Origin of the sequence: Streptomyces sp. NPDC005898, from assembly GCF_040629635.1 — a bacterium.
Lineage (GTDB): Bacteria > Actinomycetota > Actinomycetes > Streptomycetales > Streptomycetaceae > Streptomyces.
In genome coordinates this window covers 39,484-58,998 of record NZ_JBEXWC010000019.1, presented here as the reverse complement: position 1 = coordinate 58,998, position 19,515 = coordinate 39,484, and the positions used below count along the sequence as shown (strand labels likewise).

Genomic DNA, 19,515 nt, shown 5'->3' with positions numbered 1-19,515 from the left:
CAGCAGTCACCCGACCCGCGAGCCGCCGGTACGTCCGGCCGGCTTCCTGGACCCGGCATCGCCCGGCCTCCCAGGAACCACGGCTCGCGGGTCGTCTGCGTCCCGAGGGGCTATCCCCTGCTGACCGCCGTGAGGATCTCCGGGAGGCGGTCGGCCACGCGCGGGGCCGCGAGGCGCGTTCCGGCCTCCGCGATCGCCCAGCCGTAGGCCGCGCCCACGGGGAGCAGGAGCCAGGTCCAGGAAGCCGCGTCGGAGGCGTGCAGCCAGATGGTGAGGGCGAGCACCGGGGCGCACAGCAGGGCCGCCGCCACCATGCCGCCGAAGACGGAGAGCCAGGCGAGGCCCGCCTGCCCGGGGGCCACGTTCTTGTAGCCCTCCTGCGGGATGGAGTACGGGAAGCGGGCCGAGGCCCAGGCGCCCGTCGCCAGCATCGCGCCGAGCAGCGCGAAGGACAGGCCGAGGGCTTCGGGCAGGACGGGCCAGTCGCCGAGCAGCGCCGTGGTCAGGACGGTGACCAGGGTGGCGTAGGGGAGGGTGATCAGCGTCAGCGCCAGGGCGCGGCCCCGCAGCTCCACGTACGCGTCACGGGGCGAGGAGATCGTCATCGCGACCATCCAGAACGCCGAGGTGTCCTGGCCGAACTGGTTGTACATCAGGATGCCGAGCATCCCCGCCGCGAAGCACGCGAGGTACACCGAGCCGGTGCCCTGGAGGGCGTTGAGGACCGGCACGATCAGGCCGATGGCCAGGGACGTCACCCAGGCCGCCTTCGTCTTGGGGTCGCGCCACATGTAGCGCAGTCCGCGGGCCATGACGGTGCCGGTGCGGCCGGCGGGCAGCAGGCCGCCGAGGGCTCCGGTGAGGCGCGAGGCGTCCTTCTCCGGTGCGGCGGCCGCCAGGGTGGAGCCGTCCGGCGCGGTCATCAGGCGGGTCAGGCTGTGCTGCCAGAAGGCCAGCAGCGCCGCCAGCGCGGCTGCGGCGAGGGCCAGTTGGGCGGCTCCGGCGGCGTACGCGCCCTCGCTCACCGAGTCGATCGCGCCGAGTGCCGACGCCGGGGGGAGCCAGCGCACGACGGCCGCCGCCGGGTCGAGGGTGCCGAGCCCGGCCGAACCGAGGTGTTGCGCGCCGAAGTTGACCGCCTGCGCGCCGACCGCGATGACCAGGCCGCTCAACACCGCGAGATCGCGGCCCCTGCGGCTGGTGAGGAGGCGGATGTTGGCGGCGGCGACCGCGCGGGCCAGGGCCACGCAGACGAGGAGCGTGAGGGCGCAGGCCAGGACCCCGGTGGCGGCGGCCGCGGCGCCGTGGGCGAGCGCGATCGCCGCACCGAGGGCCAGGCAGAGCGTGAAGAGGGGCCCGATGCCGACGAGTGACGCCACGAGCAGCCCCCGCACCAGGTCGCGCGGGCGCAGCGGCAGCATCACCAGGCGGGTGGGGTCCAGCGTCTCGTCACCGCTCGGGAAGAACAGCGGCATGACGGCCCAGCCGAGGGCGAGGACCCCGGCGAGCAGGACGCAGACGGTGGCGGCGTGCGCGGTGCCGCGCAGCGCGATCAGGCCGAGGAACTGGAGGGCGGCGACGAGCAGGGCCAGGACGGCCGAGGCGAGGTAGGCGGCGCGGCGCCCCGCCGACTGGCGCAGGCCGTTGCGCAGCAGGGAGAGCTTCAGCCGTACGAGGACGGGGGTGATCGCCGGGGCCGGAGCGGGGGCCGTCATCGGGCGCCGCCGCCCAGCCAGTCGAGGTCGGAGCCCGCGTCCCGGCCGGGCGCGCCGACGAGTTCGAGGAACGCCCGCTGGAGCGAGGGCGCCGCGCCGCGCACCTCGGCGAGGGTGCCCTGGGCGCGGATGCGGCCCGCGGCCATGACGGCGACCCAGTCGCACAGCGACTCGACCAGCTCCATGACGTGGGAGGAGAAGACGACGGTGGCGCCGGAGGCGGTGTAGCGCTCCAGGACGCCGCGGATCGTCTCGGCGGAGACGGGGTCGACGCCCTCGAACGGCTCGTCGAGGAAGAGGACTTCGGGGTTGTGCAGCAGCGCCGCGGCCAGGCCGATCTTCTTGCGCATGCCGGTGGAGTAGTCGACGACGAGCTTGTGCCGGGCGCCGGCCAGGTCGAGTACGTCGAGCAGCTGGGCGGCGCGCTTGTCGACCTCGGCGCCGGGCAGGCCGCGCAGTCTGCCGTTGTACGCGAGCAGTTCGCGCCCCGAGAGGCGTTCGAAGAGCCGCAGGCCCTCGGGGAGCACCCCGATGCGGGCCTTGACCTGGACGGGGTCGCGCCACACGTCGTGGCCGACGACCTCGACGGTGCCCCGGTCCGGTCTGAGCAGGCCGGTGACCATGGAGAGGGTGGTGGTCTTGCCCGCGCCGTTCGGCCCGACCAGGCCGATGAACTTGCCCGCGGGCAGCGTCAGATCGATCCCGGCCACCGCGACCTGCTCGCCGAACCGCTTCCAGAGCCCCTGGACCCGTACCGCCGCCTCGGTCACCGTGCTGCCCTCCGTCGCCCACTGTCCCGTGGCCGCACGATACGGGGGCGTCGCCTGCTGGGCGTGCGGTACGGGGCGGCGCCGTGCGGGGCGGTCAGCGCCGGGCTTCCCGGCCGCACGCGTACGCCAGGGGCGAGATGATCTCCTCCACGTCCGGCAGCCAGCGGTTGGCGGCGGTCGGGCGGCACGCCCACTGGACCGCGCCCGAGGCGCCGACGCGGGTCGGGGGAGCCGCGACGTGGGCGCCCTCGCCGAGCGCGACGAGGTCGAGGGCGGCCGGCGGCCAGCCGAGCCCGCGCACCAGGTCGGGTACCTTGGCGGCGGCGCCGGGGAGCACGAAGAACTGCGTGCGCCGGCCCGGGGTGCGGGTCACCGGGCCGAGGGTCAGCTCCATGCGCTCCATGCGGGCGAGCGCGAGGAACCCGGCGGTCTCGGGCACGTCGATCGCGTCGAACGTACGCCCCGTGGGCAGCAGGATCGACGCCTTGGGCTGCTTCTGCCACAGCCGCCGGGCGACGGTCGCGCTGCCGGTGGCCTGGGCCGCCCAGTCCTCGCGCGCCGGGTGCGCGCCGGGTGCCGCGCACGCCGGGTCGCCGCACGAGCACCGCTCGGTGCCCTCGGCGCACTCCAGCCAGGTCCCGGGGAAGACGTCCCAGTGACGCTCCTCCGCGTAGCGCACGGCCGTGTCCGGCAAGGCTTCCGCGTGCTGCGTCGGGATCCGCGCGGCCGAGGTGACTTCGATGGTCTCTTCCACGCAGACCTCAACTCCCGTCACCACCACGGGTTACGGGCGCACGCGAGGGCGGAGGAGGAGCATCGATCCTGCGCGCGGGGCGCATGGGTGCACGGCCGGGGGCGCGCGGGGGAAATGGCATCCATGTGCGGGTAGCCAGGCCAAGGGCGCTCGGAAGACGCCTCGGAGGAGGCCTTCGGGAAGCCGGTCACCACCGGTGGACGGTCCCGGAGGAAGCCCGACGCACCGCCGGTCGGCACATTGTCGTACTTGTGGTTCTTCATGGCTTCTTATGCCTCTTTCGTGGCGCATCTTCGCCTTGCCGCACGGGCATTGATCGTCGTGAGGCGGTCTCGAAGGCCGCCCCGTTCCCGATGGTCGACGGTGCACTCAGGGGGTACGCCATGGCCGCCAGGCCTCTCGTCGCGCGGCAGCCCAACGAACGGCTGCAAGCGCTCATCCAGGAAGCCGGCTGCTCCAACGCCGGCCTCGCCCGCAGGGTCAACATGTGCGGCGCGGAGCACGGTCTCGATCTGCGCTACGACAAGACGTCGGTGGCCCGCTGGCTGCGCGGGCAGCAGCCGCGTGGCCGGGCGCCCGGCATCATCGCGGAGGCGCTCGGCCGCAAGCTCGGCCGCACCGTCACCATCGACGAGATCGGCATGGCGAACGGCAAGAACCTCGCCTCGGGCGTGGGCCTGCAGTTCTCGCCGACCGTCCTCGGCGCCATCGAGCAGGTCTGCGAGCTGTGGCGCAGCGACGTGGGCCGCCGGGACTTCCTGTCCGGCTCGACCGTCGCCGCCTCCGCGCTCGTGGAGCCCAGCCGCGACTGGCTGATCTCCTCGCCGGACGCCCAGGTCGGGCGGACGGCCGGGCCGCGCGTCGGCATGGCGGACGTGGCCGCGGTCAAGGCGATGACGGAGGCGCTGACCCGCCTCGACCACCAGTACGGCAGCGGCCATGTGCGTCCCGTCGTCGTGCACTACCTCAACTCCGTGGTCTCCGGGCTGCTCGCCGGCTCCTACCGGGAGGCGGTCGGACGCGAACTGTTCGCCGCCGTCGCGCGGTTGACGGAGCTGGCGGGCTACATGGCCGTGGACACGGGCCAGCCCGGCCTCGCCCAGCGGTACTACATCCAGGCGCTGCGGCTGGCACAGGCGGCCGGCGACCGGGGCTACGGCGGGTATGTGCTGGCCGCCTCGATGAGCCACCTCGCCGCCCAGCTCGGCAACCCGCGCGAGATCGCACAGCTGGCGCGGGCCGCGCAGGAGGGCGCGCGCGGACACGTCACGCCTCGCGCGGAGGCGATGTTCTACGCGGCCGAGGCGCGCGGGCACGCCCTGCTCGGGGACGCGCGGGCCACGCAGGCGGTGGCGGGACGCGCGGTGGAGGCGATGGACCGGGCGGCCGGCGAGGGGGAGTCCGGCGACGACCCGGTGTGGATCCGGCACTTCGACCACGCGTATCTGGCCGATGAAATGGCGCATTGTCACCGGGACCTCGGCCAGGCCGACGCCGCGGCGCGCAGCGCCCAGGAGTCCCTGGACGGGCACCCGGAGACACGCGCCCGCCGCCGCGCGATCGGCCTGGTCCTGCTCGCCACGGCCCAGGTGCAGCGGCGCGAGGTCGAACAGGCCTGCCACACGGGCCTGAGGGCCGTGGAACTGCTCGGCACCCTGCGCTCCAACCGCGGCGCGGAGTACCTGGAGGACTTCCAGCAGCGCCTCGAACCCTTCCGGGAGGAGCCGGTGGTACGGGAGTTCGGAGCGCGCCTCGACGTCCAGGCGGCGTGAGGCGCGGATGCTATCAGCGTCCGGGCGGGAGGTTTTGTTACTCGCGGCGCTGGGCAGGAGCCGTAACTTTGAGCTGCGTGGCAGAGGCTTGCGGGGACCCGGTAGCGTGAGCCGACGGTTCCGTAGGTCCCCCATGTGTAGGAGTCCCGGTGACGCAGCAGAGCGGTCAGGGCGCTGCTTCCTCCGATCCGCGGCAGCCCGCGGACCGGCCCGCCCACGAAGGCGTCGTGCTGCCCGCGGACGGCAGCGAGCCGCTGCTGCCCGGCACCGCGGGCCGCCAGGCCACCCCGGCGGGCGGCACGCCCTGGGGTCAGCCCTGGGGACCCGACACGGCGGGCCCGCCGCCGGGCGGTCAGGGCCCGTCCTGGGACGGTGGGACGCCCCAGGCGATGCCGCTGCCGCCGGAGGGCGCCCAGGCCCCGTACGGCGGCGCGGACCCCTCGTACGGCTCGGGTCCCGCGTACGGCGCGGACGCCTCGTACGGATCGGACCCCGCGTACGGCGCGCACGCCTCGTACGGGTCGGACCCCGGGTACGGCGCGGACGCCTCGTACGGCTCCCAGGGCGCCTACGGCTCGCAGAGCCCGCAGGGTGCGTACGGCGGCTCCCACGAGAACCAGGGCTACGGCGCCCAGCAGAGCCACGACCCGCGGCAGCAGGGGTACGACGCACAGGGCGGCCACGACGCCCGGCGCATGCCGTTGCCGCCCGCCGCCGGGGGCGACGCCGACGCCACGCGGTACATCCCGCCCGTGCCCGCCGCCGGGGGCGACGAGGGCGCCACCCAGTACATCCCGCCCGTGCCCGCCGCCGGGGGCGACGAGGGCGCCACGCAGTACATACCCCCGGTGGTACCCGGCGCCCTGCCGCCCGAGGCGCCCGCCCCCGACGCCTCGCGGTACCCGGGCCGCCCCCAGGCGCCCGCGCCCGGCCCGGCGTCCGACAGCGAGCCCACCCAGTTCCTCGCCCCCGTCCCCGGCGGGAACACCGTGCCGCCCGAGCCGCCCGCCGCGCCCTACGGCATCCGCCCCGGCGCCCCCGGCGACCGGCAGCCGCCCGCCGAGTTCGACAGCCTCTTCCGCACCGAGCCGGAGGCCGAGCAGGGCCCCGCCTCCACCCAGCAGATGCCCCGCTTCGAGAGCCCGGCCGCCGCCCCCGCGCCCGCCCCGGCCCCGGCCCCGGCACGCGAGGGGGGCCACGGCGGCCGCCGCACCCGCACCGGCTCGAAGGTGCCGCTCATCGTGGCCGTCGGCGTCGGTATCGCCGTGCTCGGCGTCGGCGCGGGCGCGCTCCTCAGCTCCGGCGGCGACGAGGACGACAAGGCGGCCACGGGCGAGCCCGTCTCCGCGTCCGCCCCCGCCGACGACCGGCCCTCGCCCACCGCCGACCCGGCGAAGAAGCAGGCGGTCGCCCTGGACAAGCTGCTGGCCGACAGCAACAACAGCCGTGACATGGTCATCGCCGCCGTACGCAACGTCGGCCGGTGCCAGAACCTGGACGAGTCGGCGAAGGACCTGCGCGCCGCCGCCCGCCAGCGCAACGGCCTCGTGCGACGGCTCGCCGCCCTGGAGGTCGACAAGCTCCCGGCCAACGACCTGCTGACGACCTCCCTCAACAAGGCGTGGAAGGCCTCCGCGTCCGCCGACAACCACTACGCGGCCTGGGCCGACCAGGTGGCCGACAAGAAGGGGTGCAGGAAGGGCCAGGCCCGCAGCACCCCGCAGCAGGGCGCGGGCAACCGCGCGAGCGGCGAGGCGACCGCCGCCAAGGCGCAGGCGGCCGACCACTGGAACGCGATCGCCCGCAAGTACGGGCTGACCACGCGCGAGAAGTCCCAGCTGTAGTCCCCGCCCCGGCGAGGGCTACGCCGACTGCTCCAGTGTCTGCTCCACGTTCACGAACCCCTTGCGCGCGGGGACGAGCCGCCCGTCGCGCACGACCTGGAACGTGACACCGGAGTTGATCAGGCGCGGATATTCGCCGGCCGCGATGAGGTCCTCGAAGCGCCAGCTCAGCGTCGGGGTGAGGCCGCCCGTCTCGACCCGCAGCCCGCCGTCTAGGGCGCGCCGCAGCGTGCGGGCGGTGACCTCCTTGCCGTGCAGCGACTCGACGGCCCGCTTCAGGACGGTGTACGCGATCCAGGTCGTCTGGACGCCCGCGTCGGCCGGGTCTACCCGGTTGTCGCCGAAGGCCTGCTCCCGGATGACCTCGCGCATCCGCGCCCACCGCGCATCGCCTGACGCGGGGTACCAGCCGGTGACGTACGCCCCCTCGTAGGGGCCGCTCGCGCCGCCGGTGCGGTCCACGAGCGACTGGTCGACGCTGCCGAGCACGGAGGAGATCCGCACCGGCGGATAGTCGCCGCTGGTGCGCCGGAACGAGTCGTAGAAGGTGTCGGTGCGGGCCCCGAGCGCCGCCGTCACACAGCCGTCCTTGGTGCCCGCGTGCTGGAGGGCCTGCTCGGCCTGCGGGGTGAGGTCGGTGCCGTCCTCGGGGGCCCGGATGTCGGCGACCGGCTTGTGGTGGCCGTCGCGCAGACCGGAGTTGAGCAGCTTGGGCAGCTCGTCGCCGGCGAGGGTGTCGGGGCGGACCAGGGAGACGCGGTCGCAGCGCGCGGCGAGCTGGCGGCCGTTGCCCGCGAGGAGCGCCGGTTCGCCGCCGTTGACGGGGTAGGACAGGGGGCTGCTGAACTCGTCGTCGGTGACGCCGTAGCCGCCGATGTAGGGGATGCCGGCGACCTCCAGCGGGGCGAGGGCGGCGCCGCCGTGCTGGCTGTAGGCGCCGACGACCGCCGCCACGTCCTGGTCGACCGCCTCGCGCGCGCAGTCCGCGGCGCCGACCGGGTCGTTGTGGTCGTTGCAGGTCAGCACCCGCAGCTCGCGGCCGTCGAGGCCGCCGTGCGCGTTGACCCAGCGCGCGTAGGCCTGGGCCATGGCCGGGACGCCGGGCTTGTTGGTGGCCCTGGTCTTCTCGGGCGCCCACGTCATGACGGTGATGGGGCCATCCCCGGAGCCCCCCGTGGCGCCGGGGATGACCCCGCAGCCGGTCACCAGCGACGTACTCGCCGCCGCGGCGGCCGCGGAGAGGACCGCGGTTCGAAGGGGGCGGGGAAGGAAGGTGCGTCGCCTGCCGGTCATGTCCCCGCACAATGCCGTCGGAGGACCAACCGTGGAGTGACTCGCCTTCAACGGACAGTGACATGAAGGTGAACGGGCGGGGGCCGGTTGGCGTGCATGAGGTGGGAACGTACGATCGATGACCGTGCAAGGTTCGGAGAAGTCTTCCCGTCGCGGCCGTCGCTCCAGCACCATGGGCGGCATGCCGACCAATGACATGCCGTGGTGGCGCTGGCGCAGCAACGTGCGCTCGGCGCTGCACATGCTCTCCGACCCCGCGTTCCAGCGTGAATGCTGGCTCGGGGGCCGCGAGGAGTACGGGGATGTGACCGACGCCGTGTACCGGCTGGTCGAGGACACCTGGCTGGACAACTGGTCCGCGGAGAAGTACGTCGGGACGATCTTCCGGGACCCGCAGGAGGCGGCCCTCGTCGACACGGCCGTGCTGCGCGTCCTGCGGATCATGCACGAGGTCGGGCCCGACGCGATGGTCTCCGTCTACCTGGAGCACCCGGGCTGGCCCGACGCGGTACGGGCGGCGCGGGACGCGCACGTACGCATGGCCGTGGGGGACGGCGAGGACCCCGACGAGCCGCCGCGGACCCTCGAAGTGCTGCGCATCCTGACACGAACCGCCTGAACGCCTGCCGCGCCGGCCCCGCGCGTATGGGAACCTTGGCCGCATGAACGAGCAGTCCGTCGCCCCCGCCCCGCCCGCTGAGCAGTACGTCCTGACCCTCTCCTGCCCCGACAAGCAGGGCATCGTGCACGCCGTGTCGAGTTATCTCTTCATGACCGGCTGCAACATCGAGGACAGCCAGCAGTTCGGCGACCACGACACCGGACTGTTCTTCATGCGCGTCCACTTCTCCGCCGAGGCCCCGGTGACCGTCGAGAAGCTGCGGGCGAGCTTCGCCGCGATCGGCGACTCCTTCCACATGGACTGGCAGCTCCACCGCGCCGAGGACAGGATGCGGGTCGTCCTGCTGGTGTCCAAGTTCGGGCACTGCCTGAACGACCTGCTGTTCCGCTCGCGGATCGGCGCGCTGCCGGTGGAGATCGCCGCCGTCGTCTCCAACCACACCGACTTCGCCGAGCTGGTCGCCTCCTACGACGTGCCCTTCCACCACATCCCGGTGACCCGCGACACCAAGCCGCAGGCCGAGGCGCGGCTGCTGGAGATCGTGCGGTCGCAGGAGGTCGAGCTGGTCGTCCTCGCGCGCTACATGCAGGTGCTCTCCGACGACCTGTGCAAGGAGCTGAGCGGGCGGATCATCAACATCCACCACTCGTTCCTGCCGAGCTTCAAGGGCGCCAAGCCCTACCACCAGGCGCACGCGCGCGGCGTGAAGCTGATCGGGGCCACCGCGCACTATGTGACGGCCGACCTCGACGAGGGGCCGATCATCGAGCAGGAGGTCGAGCGGGTCGGCCACGGCGTGACGCCCGACCAGCTGGTGGCGATCGGCCGCGACGTGGAGTGCCAGGCACTGGCGCGCGCCGTGAAGTGGCACGCCGAGCGGCGGATCCTGCTCAACGGGCGGCGGACGGTCGTCTTCGCGTAACTCCGCGCGCGGGCCCGGGGGGCGACGGCTGCCGGTGGGCTCACAGCCTGCTCAGGGACGCCGCCGCGAACAGGACGTCGCGGACGGCCTCGCGGTCGCCGCCCCGGCCCGCCGCCGCTTCCGCCGGTGAGACGTGGCCCGCGGCCAGGCGGCAGAACTCCACGCCGTCCAGCGCCACATGGGCCACCTCGCGCTCGGCGGACGCCCGCGCGCCCGGCGAGTCGAGCGCGATGAACCACTCGCCGCCGCCCTCCCCCTCGATCTCCAGGCGCAGGCTGCGGCCCGGCGCGCCCGCGGCGACCAGATCCCGCGAGGGCGCGGCGAGCCCGGAGCGGCGGCGGTCGGCCAGGGTGGCGGGGAGCATCCGGGCGGCGAGGTCGATCATGCGGTGGAGGTGCCGGGGCGCCGGCGGGTCGTAGGGGTAGTCGACGGCGCGGGCGATGTCACCCGCGTGGATCCAGCACTCGAAGGCGCGGTCCACCATCGCGTCCCGCAGCGGCAGTTCGATCTTCTGCCCCGCCCCCTCGCCGGGCGGCGTCTGCTCCGTCCCGTACGGCACCGGCAGCCGCCCGGAGCCGTCGCCCGCGAACGACACCGTGCGGACGATCTCGTGCGTCTGGTCCCGCCACGGGCCCCGCACCGCGCGGGTGGGCGGCAGGCGCGAGGCGCGCCAGTACGCCTCCGTGCGGCGGGTCGGGTGGCGCGGGCCCGCCTCCTCGGGGCCCAGCGGGTCGTCGAGGCCGAGGGCGATCGCGACCAGGCCGTCGACGGCGAGGAGGTGCGCGATGATCCCGGCGACGGTGGTCTTCCTGCTCACCGGGGAGTCCTGCTCGAACCAGCGCAGCCGCACCGGGGCGTGCCACTCCGGGCCGCCGATGTCCCGCAGCAGGGCGTCGAGGCGGGCGCTCTCCGCGTCGTAGGGCAGGGCCCACTCGGGCACCGGGATGCGGGGCGGGCGCCGGCCGAGGCAGCTCGCCAGGACGCGGGTGCGCAGGCCCGGGTCGAGATCGAGGCTCTCCTCGGCGTGCAGCAGGGTGACGGCGTCCCGCAGCCGCAGCGCCTCCTGCGCGCACGGCCCGCACTCGCCCAGGTGCTCCTCGACGGCGAGGGCCTCCGCCGCGGAGCACGCGGACAGCGCCCAGGCACCCAGCAGGGACCGCAGGACGCGGTGGTCCAGGACGAGCGGCCCGGGGCCGGCAGGGGGCGCCTGCCCGGCGGCCGGCGCGTCGGGCACGGGCAGCCCGGTGTCCTCCACGGAGGAGCGCGGCAGCGGTATGCGCGGGCCGCCCCGCACCCCGGTGGCGTCCGCCGGCCCCGGTTCCCCGGGCGGCTCGCGGCTCTCGGGGTCCTCGTACGGCTCGGGGCGGTCGGCGCCGGTCACGGCGTCGTCCCGGGGCCGGGCGGGGAGCCGGTGGACGGGCCCGCCGAGGGACCGGCGCTGTCGTGGGCCGTGGACAGGAGCTGGAGGCCGAGGCGGAGCCTGCGCCGGGCCTCGTCCTCCGTCACGCCGAGGTCGGCGGCCGTCTGGCGGTAGTCGCGCCGCTGGAAGTAGGCCAGTTCGAGAGCGGCTCGCAGCGGGGCCGGCATGGCCGTGACGATGTAGTCCGCGCGGGCGGCGGCCGAGGCGCGCCGCACCTTGCGCTCCAGGTCCTGCGCGGTGCCCGCGCCGCCGAGGGCGAGGGCGGCGGACCCGGTCTGCCGCAGCCGGTGGACGGCCCGCTGGTGGGCGAGTCCGGCGAGCCAGGAGCGCAGGGGGCCCTGGCGGGGGTCGTACGCGTCGGGGTTCTCCCAGATGTGGGCGAAGACCTCGCGGGTGATGCGGTCGGCGCCGGCCTCGTCGCCGAGGACGCGGTGGGCGAGGCTGTGCACGAGCGGGGCGAAGCGGTCGTACAGCTCGCCCAGCGCGGCGGCCTCGCCGTGCGCCAGCCGCTGCTGCATCCGGCGGTCCCGGCGCCGCGGCGCGTCCTTCGGCATGCGGCCCCCTCGCGCTCGCCCTGCCCGTCCGTGCTGTGGTCCGTGCTGTCGTCGCCCGTTTTTCCGACTACCCCTCGAATGTAGTCGGCGGCACTGACAGCGCACTCCTGTTTACGGCAAAGCGTGCGCCGGGCCGGATCCCGGATGATATCGACGGGGGTCCGCTGGTGTTTCATGGACGAAGCGGTGGGGCAGCCGAGCAGGACGAAGCGTAGGGACCGCTTCCGGATCACTCCGGGAGGCGGGACGGGCAGGGCGAGCGAGAGGCGTGACGCGTGACGCTCAAGGTGACGGTGGACGAGGAGTCCGGCTGGGCCGTGCTGCGCGTCCGCGGCGAAATGGACCTGCTGACCTCGCCCGTGCTGCGCCAGCGGGTGCACGACGCGGTGGCGGACGGCCGCCGCAGCGTCGTCCTGGACCTGTCCGACGTGCTGTTCTGCGACTCCAGCGGGGTCGGCGTGCTGATCGCCACGCGCCGTCTGATCCGCTCCTGCCGGGGCCGGTTGCGGCTGATCCTGCCCGCGCAGGGCGCCGTCGACGGCAGCCACGTCAACCGGGTCCTCGCGGCCCTCGGCGTCCGCAGGCTCTTCGAGGTCTTCCCGGACGTCGGCGCGGCCCTGGACGAGGAGGCCACCCCGCTCTCCGCGTAGCCCCCGCGCGTCAGACGTGGCGTTTGGCCGCCGACACGAAGGCGTCGACCGCGCCCAGCGAGACGACGCGCCGTTCGGTCAGTTCGTCGCGGTCGCGGGCCTTGTGCAGATCGGTGACCGCGTCGAGTGCCCGCCGGGCCAGGCCGGCCAGTTCGTCGTCCTCCGTGAGCAACTCCACCCTGAACAGCGCCTCCTGCGCCGCGGAGCGCAGCTCGTAGGAGCGGAAGCGGGACTCGACGCCGTCCTCGGGCCGGTTCTCGTGCCTGCTGAACCACCGGTCGAGCAGCACCCGCCGGTAGTTGACGAGGGCGCCCGCGTACGCGCTGTAGGCGTCGACGCGCTCCTGGCGGAGCTTCTCGCGGCGCGTGAAGTCCTCCGTCCGCGCGATCGCCCCGCGCTGGAAGACATGGGTGACACCCGCGCCCAGGAGGGTTCCCAGCACCGCTATGACACTCGCCGCGACAGCTTCCACGGGTGACAGTGCAGCACATCACCCATCGGTGCGGCTCAAAGGACGTACGCTCGCTCGCGGTGGGTACCCATCCCCTCAAGAGCACCCGACCGCGGAAGTGAGGCAGCCCGAAGACCATGGACAGTGCCGAGTACGAGCGTAGGATCGCGGCCCGGTTCGCCACCTTCGACCAGGATGGCAACGGCTACATCTCCCGGGAGGACTTCAGCACGGCGGCGGCCGCCCTGTGCAAGGAGTTCGGCGCGACGGCGCGGTCCGACAAGGGGCAGGCCCTCTATATCGGCGCCGAGGCGTTCTGGCAGGGCATGGCCGGGATCGCGGACCGCGACGGCGACCAGCGGATCACCAGGGGCGAGTTCATCGGCGGGGCGGTGAAGCGGCTGCGGGACAACCCCGAGCGGTTCGCGGAGATCGCCCGGCCCTTCCTGCACGCGGCCCTCGCCGTCGCCGACGCGGACGGCGACGGATCGCTCGCCCCCGCCGAGATCGAACGCGCGCTGGAGGCGCTGGAGGTGCCCGAGGACATCGCCGACGCGGCGGCCCGCGCGCTCGACACCGACGGCGACGGCAAGGTCGCCGAGCAGGAGATCGTGACGGCCGTCGCGGAGTACTTCACGGTCTCCGAGTAGACCGCCGGCCCCGGGGGCGGGGACGGAGCTGGGACCGGGGGTGGTTCGCACCGGTGTCAGGACGGGGCGAAGCGCTCCCGCAGGCGGTACTTGAGGACCTTGCGCAGCGTCTCGTTGCGGGGAAGCGCCTCGACGACCTCCAGCTGCTCCGGCAGCTTGTGGGGGGAGAGGCCTTCCCCGCGCAGATACGAGGTGACCTCCTCCAGGGTCGGCTCGGCGGCGCCCGGCCGCCGCTCCACGACCGCGCAGACCCGTTCCCCGCGCTCGGGGTCGGGCAGCCCGACGACCGCCGCCTCCGCGACGGCCGGATGCCGGTGCAGCAGGTCCTCGATCTCCTTGGCGGAGATGTTCTCGCCCTTGCGGATGATGATGTCCTTGGCCCGCCCGGTGAGGACCAGATGGCCACTCGCGGTGAGGTGGCCGAGGTCCCCGGTGAGCAGGAAGCCGTCGGCGTCGAAGGCGGCCGCGTCCTGCGCCGGGTCCACGTACCCCCGGCAGACGGCCTCCCCGCGCAGCCGGATCTCGCCGTCCGTCCCCGGGGGCAGCAGCTCGCCGGCGGGCCCGGTGACGCGGATCTCCATGCCGTCCGGGGGCCTGCCCTCCGTCTTCGCCAGGTGTTCGGCCGTGTCGTCCGGGTCGCCCATGGTGATCATCGGGACCTCGGTCATGCCGTACCCGTGGGTGAGCCGGCAGCCCATCTCCCGTACGACGGCGTGGTACAGCTCCGGGGGCTTGGGCGCGCCGCCGCCCGCCAGCAGCCGCAGCGTCGGGATGAGCCTCTCGCCCGGCGGCAGCTTGCGCTGCTCGGCGAGGAACAGGGAGTAGAAGGCCGTCGACCCGCCCGCCACGGTCACGCCGTGCCGCCGGTAGCCGTCGAGCGCGTCGGGCAGTGTGAAGTGCTCGAACAGGACCGCCGGGAAGCCGTACAGGAGCAGCATGATCGTGTAGTCGGGGCCCGCGATGTGCGCGTAGGGGAACGCCATCGACCCGACGTCCGACTCCGTGGGGCGCAGCGCGTGGGCCAGGCAGGAGCCGCCGGCGAGCAGCGAGCGGTCGGTGTGCCGCACGCCCTTGGGGTCGGACGTGGTGCCCGAGGTCCAGTAGATCCAGCGCACCGAGGTGCCCTCGGCGGGCGGCGGGGGCAGCACGGCCGGGTCGGCGTCGGGCAGCGCGTCGTACGCCTCGAAGACGCCTCTGGCGCCGAGCCGCCGGGCCATCTCGCGGTGGTCGAAGCCCCGCCACACGCCGGGTGTCGCGAAGAACTCCGCCTTGGACTCCCGCAGCGCGAAGCCGACTTCCCGGTCGCGGTAGAAGGGGATGACGGGGGACTGCACGGCGCCGACGCGGGCCAGCGCGCAGGACAGGAGGGCGGTCTCCAGGCGGGTGGGCAGCTGCCAGGCGACGACCGTGCCGGGGCGCACCCCCATGCCGTACAGCCCGGCGGCGACGCGTTCGGCGCGCTCGCGCAGGGCGCCGAAGGTGAGCGTGCGGTCGTCGGCGGGGTCGGCGGCGGCCTGGATGAGGACGGGCCGGTCGGGGGTGCGGGCGGCGCGGCGCTCGACCAGTTCCCAGAGCGTGCGCGAGGCGGCCAGTTCGCGCGCGGTCTCGTGCCGTGTGGTCCTCAAGTGATCCCCCCGGGTCGGCCAGGAACGGACGCGCGGCCGCTTGGACCGCTTGGACTGATGGGCCGTCAGATCGTGCGCAGAGCGTAGGCCTCGGCGCCTTGTCGGTCCATAGGCGCGGGGCTAGCCTGCTATCTGACGGGTCATCAGATCACCCGGAAGGGCCGGAGGGATGACCGGAGGAGGGACCATGACCGAGCTTCCCCGGATCGTCAGCGTCGACGACCACGTGATCGAGCCCGCACACCTCTTCGAGACCTGGCTGCCCGCCAAGTACCGCGACCGCGGCCCGCGGCCCCTGACGGCCGGCATCGGCGAACTCGCCTACGTGGGCGGCAAGTACCGGATCACCATGGACCCCGACGGGCCGCCCGCCGACTGGTGGATCTACGAGGACCTGAAGTTCCCGTACAAGCGCAACATCGCCGCCGTCGGCTTCGACCGCGACGACATGACCCTGGAGGGCATCACGCGCGCCGAGATGCGGCGCGGCTGCTGGGACCCCGTCGCCCGGCTGGAGGACATGGACCTCAACCACGTCGAGGCGTCCCTGTGCTTCCCCACCTTCCCGCGCTTTTGCGGGCAGACCTTCGCGGAGGCCCACGACAAGGAGGTCGCCCTCGCCTGCGTCCGCGCCTACAACGACTGGATGGTCGAGGAGTGGTGCGGCGACAGCGGCGGCCGGCTCATCCCGCTGTGCATCATCCCGCTGTGGGACATCGGCCTCGCGGTCGCCGAGGTCGAGCGGAACGCCGCGCGGGGCGTGCGGGCCGTCACCTTCTCCGAGATCCCCACCCACCTCGGGCTGCCCTCGATCCACTGCGGCCACTGGGACCCCTTCTTCGCGGTCTGCCAGGAGACCGGCACTGTGGTCAACATGCACATCGGCTCGTCCTCCCAGATGCCGGCCGCCTCGCCAGACGCCCCGCCCGCCGTACAGGCGGCGCTCTCCTTCAACAACGCCATGGCCTCGATGATGGACTTCCTCTTCAGCGGCGTCCTTGTGAAGTTCCCGACGCTCAAACTGGCGTACTCCGAGGGGCAGATGGGCTGGATCCCGTACGCGCTGGAGCGCGCCGACGACGTGTGGGAGGAACACCGGGCGTGGGGCGGGGTGAAGGACCTGATCCCCGAGCCACCCTCCACGTACTACTACCGGCAGATGTTCTGCTGCTTCTTCCGCGACAAGCACGGCGTGGCCTCGTTGGACGTCGTCGGCCGGGACAACGCCACCTTCGAGACCGACTACCCGCACGTGGACTCGACCTTCCCGCACACCAAGGAAGTCGCCCTCGACCACGTCCGGGGGCTCGACGACGAGACGATCCACAAGCTGATGCGCGGCAACGCCATCCGCATGCTCGGCCTGGACCTGGACAAGTAGGCCGCGCGTGGACCTCACGTACACCGAGCAGGAGGAAGCCTTCCGGGCCGGGCTGCGCGAGTGGCTCGCCACGGCACTGCCGAAGCTGCCCCCGGCGCCCTCGCCGCGGAACTGGCCGGCGCGGCGCGCGTACGACACCGGCTGGCAGCGCATGCTCTTCGACGCCGGCTACGGCCAGGTGCACTGGGACGCCTCCCCCACGCAGCGGCTGATCTTCCTGGAGGAGACGGAGAAGGCGGGCGCCCCCTATGTGGGCGCCAACTTCGTGGGCCTGCTGCACGCCGGGCCCACCATCGCCGGTGAAGGCACCCCCGAACAGCGCGAGCGGTGGCTGCCGCCCGTGCTGCGCGGCGAGGAGGTCTGGTGCCAGGGGTTCAGCGAACCGGACGCGGGCTCCGACCTCGCATCGCTGCGCACGCGCGCGTGGCGGGACGGCGACCACTACGTGGTACGCGGGTCCAAGATCTGGACGTCGCACGCGGAGGTCGCCGACTGGTGCGAACTCCTGGTGCGTACGACACCGGTGAGCGAGGCCGTGCCCAAGCACCGCGGCATCACCTGGCTGGCCCTGCCGATGGACGCCCCGGGGGTCACCGTGCGTCCGCTGCGCACCCTGGCCGGCTCCACCGAGTTCGCCGAGGTGTTCCTGGACGACGTGCGGGTGCCGGTGGCGAACCGCGTCGGGGAGCAGGACGACGGCTGGCGCGTGACCATGGTGACCCTCTCCTACGAGCGCGGCACCGCCTTCGTGGGGGAGGTGGTGGCCTGCCGCCGCGTCCTCGGCGAGATCGCGCGCGAGGCCCGCGCGAACGGCCGCTGGGACGACGTGGCGCTGCGCCGCAGGCTCGGACGGCTCGCCGCGGAGTTCTCGGCGCTGTGGCGCCTCACACAGGGGAACGTGAGCGAGGCGCAGCGCTCGGGGGGCGTGCCCGGCGTGGGCGGTTCGGTCTTCAAGCTGCGGTACTCGCACGCCCGCCAGGAGCTGTACGACGCCGCCGCGCAGGTGCTCGGGGCCGGGGCGCTGGACCTCGAACGGCCGTGGGCCCTGGAGCGGCTGTCGTCGCTGTCGTACACGATCGCCGCGGGCACCTCGCAGATCCAGCAGAACATCGTGGCCGAGCGGATCCTCGGCCTCCCGAAGGGGCGGTGAGGCTCCGTATGGATTTCCAACCGACGGAGGACCAGCGGGCGTTGCGGGCGGGTGTGCGGGAGTTCCTGGAGGGGCGGTTCTCCGCTCGGGACGCCGTGCGGTGGGGCGAGGGGGAGCCCTCGCCCGAGGGCGCGGGCCGGCTCGACCGGGGGTTGTGGCGGGAGCTGGGCAAGGCCGGTTTCTTCGCGCTGACGCTGCCCGAGGCGCGGGGCGGCGTCGGGCTCGGGCGGCCGGAGGCCGTACTGGCCTTCGAGGAGGCGGGGCGGGCGCTGCTGCCGGGGCCCGCCGTGGCGACGTTCCTGGCGGCGGGCGAGGTGGCGGGCGCCGCTTCGGGGGACACCGTCGTGACGGCCGTCGACGGGACGCTGGTGCCCTGGCTGGCGGAGGCGGACGTCGTCCAGGGGGACGCGGCCGGCGCGGTGGCGCTGCGCTCGCTCGACCCGCTGACGCCGCTGCACCGCATACCGGGACCGCCCGCGCCCGGCCGGGGAACGCTCCTGCACGCCGCCGAACAGCTGGGCAGCGCCGCCCGCACCGGTGAGATGGCCGTCCGATATGCCCGAGTACGTACACAGTTCGGGCGGCCCGTCGGCGCCTTCCAGGCCGTGCAGCACCTCTGCGCGCAGATGTTCGTGCGCACCGAGGTCGCCCGTGCCGCCGTGTACGCCGCCGCCGTGACCGGCGACCCGCTGGAGGTCTGCGGCGCGAAGCTGCTGGCCGACGACGCGGCGGTGCGCAACGCGCGCGACTGCCTCCAGGTGCACGGCGGCATGGGCTTCACCTGGGAGGCCGAGGTGCATCTGCACCTCAAGCGGGCCTGGGTGCGCGCGGAGCTGGGGCAGTCGGCGGACGCGGCGGCGGAAGCGCTTGCCGATGCGCTGTGAATGCGGACAGTGACACTACGGAGCGTTGATACCGGGTTGTGTCCTACGCGTGACTCGTCACGGCCCGGAGTCGGTGTCCGGCTCGGGTACCTTGTGTCAGATGCGAGTGGTTCTGAGGCTGAGCCATCCCGGTGGCGCCCCCGCGGCGGCGCCGTACCCGGCGATGCGCGCCGCTCGCGACGCAGGACGGGGCCCCGTGCCCGCCTGTTCGACCCCCCGCGGTACGCGTCGCACAGTATGCAGCACGCGTACTCCTTCGCGCTGGAATATGCCCGAAGCGCTTGTTGGGGTGACTGAACGTCAATCATGCTGTCTCCTAAGGGGATCACGTTCCGTGACCCCGTGGAGTCGCGAGGCGATGTGTCCGCCGGTTCGGATGGTGTGAGCGGTGCAGGTGCTTCAAGTTCAGCTGGAGGTCGGGGCCGATCCCGCGGAGGTGGGACGGGCCAGGCGATGGGCCCGTTCACGGCTGGCGGGCTCGGGGATAGAGGTCGACGAGCCGGTGGCCGAGACGCTGATCCTGCTGATCTCGGAACTGGTCACCAACGCGGTGGTGCACACCGGCTGTCCGGCCGTGCTGCGTATGCTGCTGCCCGGTGTGCCCGCCCAGGCGCCGGGGACGGTCCGGGTCGAGGTGGCCGACCGCAGCACCCGCCCGCCCCGGCAGCGGCACGCCCAGGGCGACGAGACGGGCGGCCGCGGCCTGGAGCTGGTCGACGGTCTCGCCGACCGCTGGGGCTGGCAGCCCGAGGGCGGCGGCAAGAGCATCTGGTGCGAGGTGGACCGGTGCGAACCGGGCGTCGCGGCCGTGGCGTTCGACGGTGTGTCCTACGGGGACACCGACGCCGACGTGGCCTACGAGGCCGTCTGAGCCCGTGCGCCGTGTGCGCCGTGGTGTGCCACGGTGCGCGCTCCTGTGCGCGGGCGGGATAATTCGGGCATAGTCCATGAATCCCCGGCACGGTGTTGACGTGGCGTGTCCGATTGATCACGCTTGTGTGCAGCGATTCGCCGCGAGGGGACGTCGAGGGTGCTCGGTGACGGAGATCCTCGACGAG

At 73.8% G+C, this 19,515-nt stretch carries 18 protein-coding genes; 10 read left to right on the top strand and 8 right to left on the bottom strand.

The window, feature by feature from the left end:
* Window positions 1-110: 110 nt before the first annotated feature.
* The 3 genes from ABZ385_RS23815 to ABZ385_RS23805 all read right to left on the bottom strand — a co-directional run bounded on the left by ABZ385_RS23815 (window position 111) and on the right by ABZ385_RS23805 (window position 3,239).
* Window positions 111-1,715, bottom strand: a complete 1,605-nt coding sequence (locus ABZ385_RS23815) for a transporter (RefSeq protein WP_358913040.1) — start codon at window positions 1,713-1,715, stop codon at window positions 111-113.
* Window positions 1,712-2,485, bottom strand: a complete 774-nt coding sequence (locus ABZ385_RS23810) for an ABC transporter ATP-binding protein (protein WP_358590470.1) — start codon at window positions 2,483-2,485, stop codon at window positions 1,712-1,714. Before ABZ385_RS23810 ends, ABZ385_RS23815 begins: the two co-directional genes overlap by 4 nt.
* Before the next feature lie 94 nt (window positions 2,486-2,579).
* Window positions 2,580-3,239 carry a bifunctional DNA primase/polymerase gene (locus ABZ385_RS23805; protein WP_358913038.1) on the bottom strand — a complete coding sequence of 220 codons (660 nt, stop codon included), beginning with the start codon at window positions 3,237-3,239 and terminating at the stop codon, window positions 2,580-2,582.
* Between the two features lie 383 nt (window positions 3,240-3,622).
* Between ABZ385_RS23805 and ABZ385_RS23800 the strand changes: the two genes are divergently transcribed.
* Complete coding sequence (locus tag ABZ385_RS23800) at window positions 3,623-5,011, top strand: transcriptional regulator (protein WP_358589797.1); 1,389 nt, start codon at window positions 3,623-3,625, stop codon at window positions 5,009-5,011.
* Window positions 5,012-5,160: 149 nt separating this feature from the next.
* Complete coding sequence (locus tag ABZ385_RS23795; RefSeq protein ID WP_358913036.1) at window positions 5,161-6,855, top strand: hypothetical protein; 1,695 nt, start codon at window positions 5,161-5,163, stop codon at window positions 6,853-6,855.
* 18 nt (window positions 6,856-6,873) lie between these two features.
* Here ABZ385_RS23795 and ABZ385_RS23790 read toward each other — a convergent pair whose 3' ends face one another.
* The gene (locus ABZ385_RS23790) at window positions 6,874-8,148 is read right to left on the bottom strand and encodes an ABC transporter substrate-binding protein (RefSeq protein ID WP_358589793.1); all 1,275 of its coding nucleotides are present in this window, start codon (window positions 8,146-8,148) and stop codon (window positions 6,874-6,876) included.
* A 118-nt stretch (window positions 8,149-8,266) separates the two neighbouring features.
* Here ABZ385_RS23790 and ABZ385_RS23785 point away from each other — a divergent pair, with 118 nt between their 5' ends.
* Together ABZ385_RS23785 and purU are read left to right on the top strand one after the other, a co-directional pair.
* Window positions 8,267-8,767 carry a hypothetical protein gene (locus ABZ385_RS23785; protein ID WP_358699784.1) on the top strand — a complete coding sequence of 167 codons (501 nt, stop codon included), beginning with the start codon at window positions 8,267-8,269 and terminating at the stop codon, window positions 8,765-8,767.
* Between the two features lie 43 nt (window positions 8,768-8,810).
* Window positions 8,811-9,692, top strand: a complete 882-nt coding sequence (gene purU / locus ABZ385_RS23780; protein ID WP_358913034.1) for a formyltetrahydrofolate deformylase — start codon at window positions 8,811-8,813, stop codon at window positions 9,690-9,692.
* 40 nt (window positions 9,693-9,732) lie between these two features.
* Here purU and ABZ385_RS23775 read toward each other — a convergent pair whose 3' ends face one another.
* Together ABZ385_RS23775 and ABZ385_RS23770 are read right to left on the bottom strand one after the other, a co-directional pair.
* Complete coding sequence (locus ABZ385_RS23775; protein WP_358913096.1) at window positions 9,733-10,986, bottom strand: zf-HC2 domain-containing protein; 1,254 nt, start codon at window positions 10,984-10,986, stop codon at window positions 9,733-9,735.
* An 83-nt stretch (window positions 10,987-11,069) separates the two neighbouring features.
* Window positions 11,070-11,666 (bottom strand): sigma-70 family RNA polymerase sigma factor, encoded by a 597-nt coding sequence (locus ABZ385_RS23770; RefSeq protein WP_358580426.1) that lies wholly within the window; start codon window positions 11,664-11,666, stop codon window positions 11,070-11,072.
* Window positions 11,667-11,941: 275 nt separating this feature from the next.
* Between ABZ385_RS23770 and ABZ385_RS23765 the strand changes: the two genes are divergently transcribed.
* Window positions 11,942-12,316: an STAS domain-containing protein gene (locus ABZ385_RS23765; protein ID WP_358580424.1), complete on the top strand. Its 375-nt coding sequence runs from the start codon at window positions 11,942-11,944 to the stop codon at window positions 12,314-12,316.
* A gap of 10 nt (window positions 12,317-12,326) precedes the next feature.
* Here ABZ385_RS23765 and ABZ385_RS23760 read toward each other — a convergent pair whose 3' ends face one another.
* Window positions 12,327-12,788: a hypothetical protein gene (locus tag ABZ385_RS23760; RefSeq protein WP_358580422.1), complete on the bottom strand. Its 462-nt coding sequence runs from the start codon at window positions 12,786-12,788 to the stop codon at window positions 12,327-12,329.
* 116 nt (window positions 12,789-12,904) lie between these two features.
* Between ABZ385_RS23760 and ABZ385_RS23755 the strand changes: the two genes are divergently transcribed.
* Complete coding sequence (locus ABZ385_RS23755) at window positions 12,905-13,417, top strand: EF-hand domain-containing protein (protein ID WP_358580420.1); 513 nt, start codon at window positions 12,905-12,907, stop codon at window positions 13,415-13,417.
* 56 nt (window positions 13,418-13,473) lie between these two features.
* Here the strand turns inward: ABZ385_RS23755 and ABZ385_RS23750 are convergent, their stop codons facing one another.
* Window positions 13,474-15,042 (bottom strand): AMP-binding protein, encoded by a 1,569-nt coding sequence (locus ABZ385_RS23750; RefSeq protein ID WP_358913032.1) that lies wholly within the window; start codon window positions 15,040-15,042, stop codon window positions 13,474-13,476.
* Between the two features lie 187 nt (window positions 15,043-15,229).
* On the opposite strand from ABZ385_RS23750, the gene ABZ385_RS23745 reads away from it, so the two are divergent.
* The 4 genes from ABZ385_RS23745 (at window position 15,230) to ABZ385_RS23730 (ending at window position 19,328) form a co-directional block, all read left to right on the top strand.
* Window positions 15,230-16,423, top strand: coding sequence for an amidohydrolase family protein (locus ABZ385_RS23745; protein WP_358580416.1), 1,194 nt, complete (start codon window positions 15,230-15,232; stop codon window positions 16,421-16,423).
* 7 nt (window positions 16,424-16,430) lie between these two features.
* Window positions 16,431-17,573: an acyl-CoA dehydrogenase family protein gene (locus tag ABZ385_RS23740; protein WP_358700186.1), complete on the top strand. Its 1,143-nt coding sequence runs from the start codon at window positions 16,431-16,433 to the stop codon at window positions 17,571-17,573.
* Window positions 17,574-17,581: 8 nt separating this feature from the next.
* Window positions 17,582-18,457, top strand: coding sequence for an acyl-CoA dehydrogenase family protein (locus ABZ385_RS23735; protein WP_358913030.1), 876 nt, complete (start codon window positions 17,582-17,584; stop codon window positions 18,455-18,457).
* A 388-nt stretch (window positions 18,458-18,845) separates the two neighbouring features.
* Window positions 18,846-19,328 (top strand): ATP-binding protein, encoded by a 483-nt coding sequence (locus ABZ385_RS23730; RefSeq protein ID WP_358580410.1) that lies wholly within the window; start codon window positions 18,846-18,848, stop codon window positions 19,326-19,328.
* Window positions 19,329-19,515: the final 187 nt, after the last annotated feature.

Coding starts and splice junctions, on each gene's coding strand:
- ABZ385_RS23770 (WP_358580426.1), bottom strand. CDS start 11,666: ATGCCGAAGGACGCGCCGCGGCGCCGGGACCGCCGGATGCAGCAGCGG.
- ABZ385_RS23800 (WP_358589797.1), top strand. CDS start 3,623: ATGGCCGCCAGGCCTCTCGTCGCGCGGCAGCCCAACGAACGGCTGCAA.
- ABZ385_RS23745 (WP_358580416.1), top strand. CDS start 15,230: ATGACCGAGCTTCCCCGGATCGTCAGCGTCGACGACCACGTGATCGAG.
- ABZ385_RS23785 (WP_358699784.1), top strand. CDS start 8,267: ATGACCGTGCAAGGTTCGGAGAAGTCTTCCCGTCGCGGCCGTCGCTCC.
- ABZ385_RS23815 (WP_358913040.1), bottom strand. CDS start 1,715: ATGACGGCCCCCGCTCCGGCCCCGGCGATCACCCCCGTCCTCGTACGG.
- purU (WP_358913034.1), top strand. CDS start 8,811: ATGAACGAGCAGTCCGTCGCCCCCGCCCCGCCCGCTGAGCAGTACGTC.
- ABZ385_RS23735 (WP_358913030.1), top strand. CDS start 17,582: ATGGATTTCCAACCGACGGAGGACCAGCGGGCGTTGCGGGCGGGTGTG.
- ABZ385_RS23755 (WP_358580420.1), top strand. CDS start 12,905: ATGGACAGTGCCGAGTACGAGCGTAGGATCGCGGCCCGGTTCGCCACC.
- ABZ385_RS23790 (WP_358589793.1), bottom strand. CDS start 8,148: ATGACCGGCAGGCGACGCACCTTCCTTCCCCGCCCCCTTCGAACCGCG.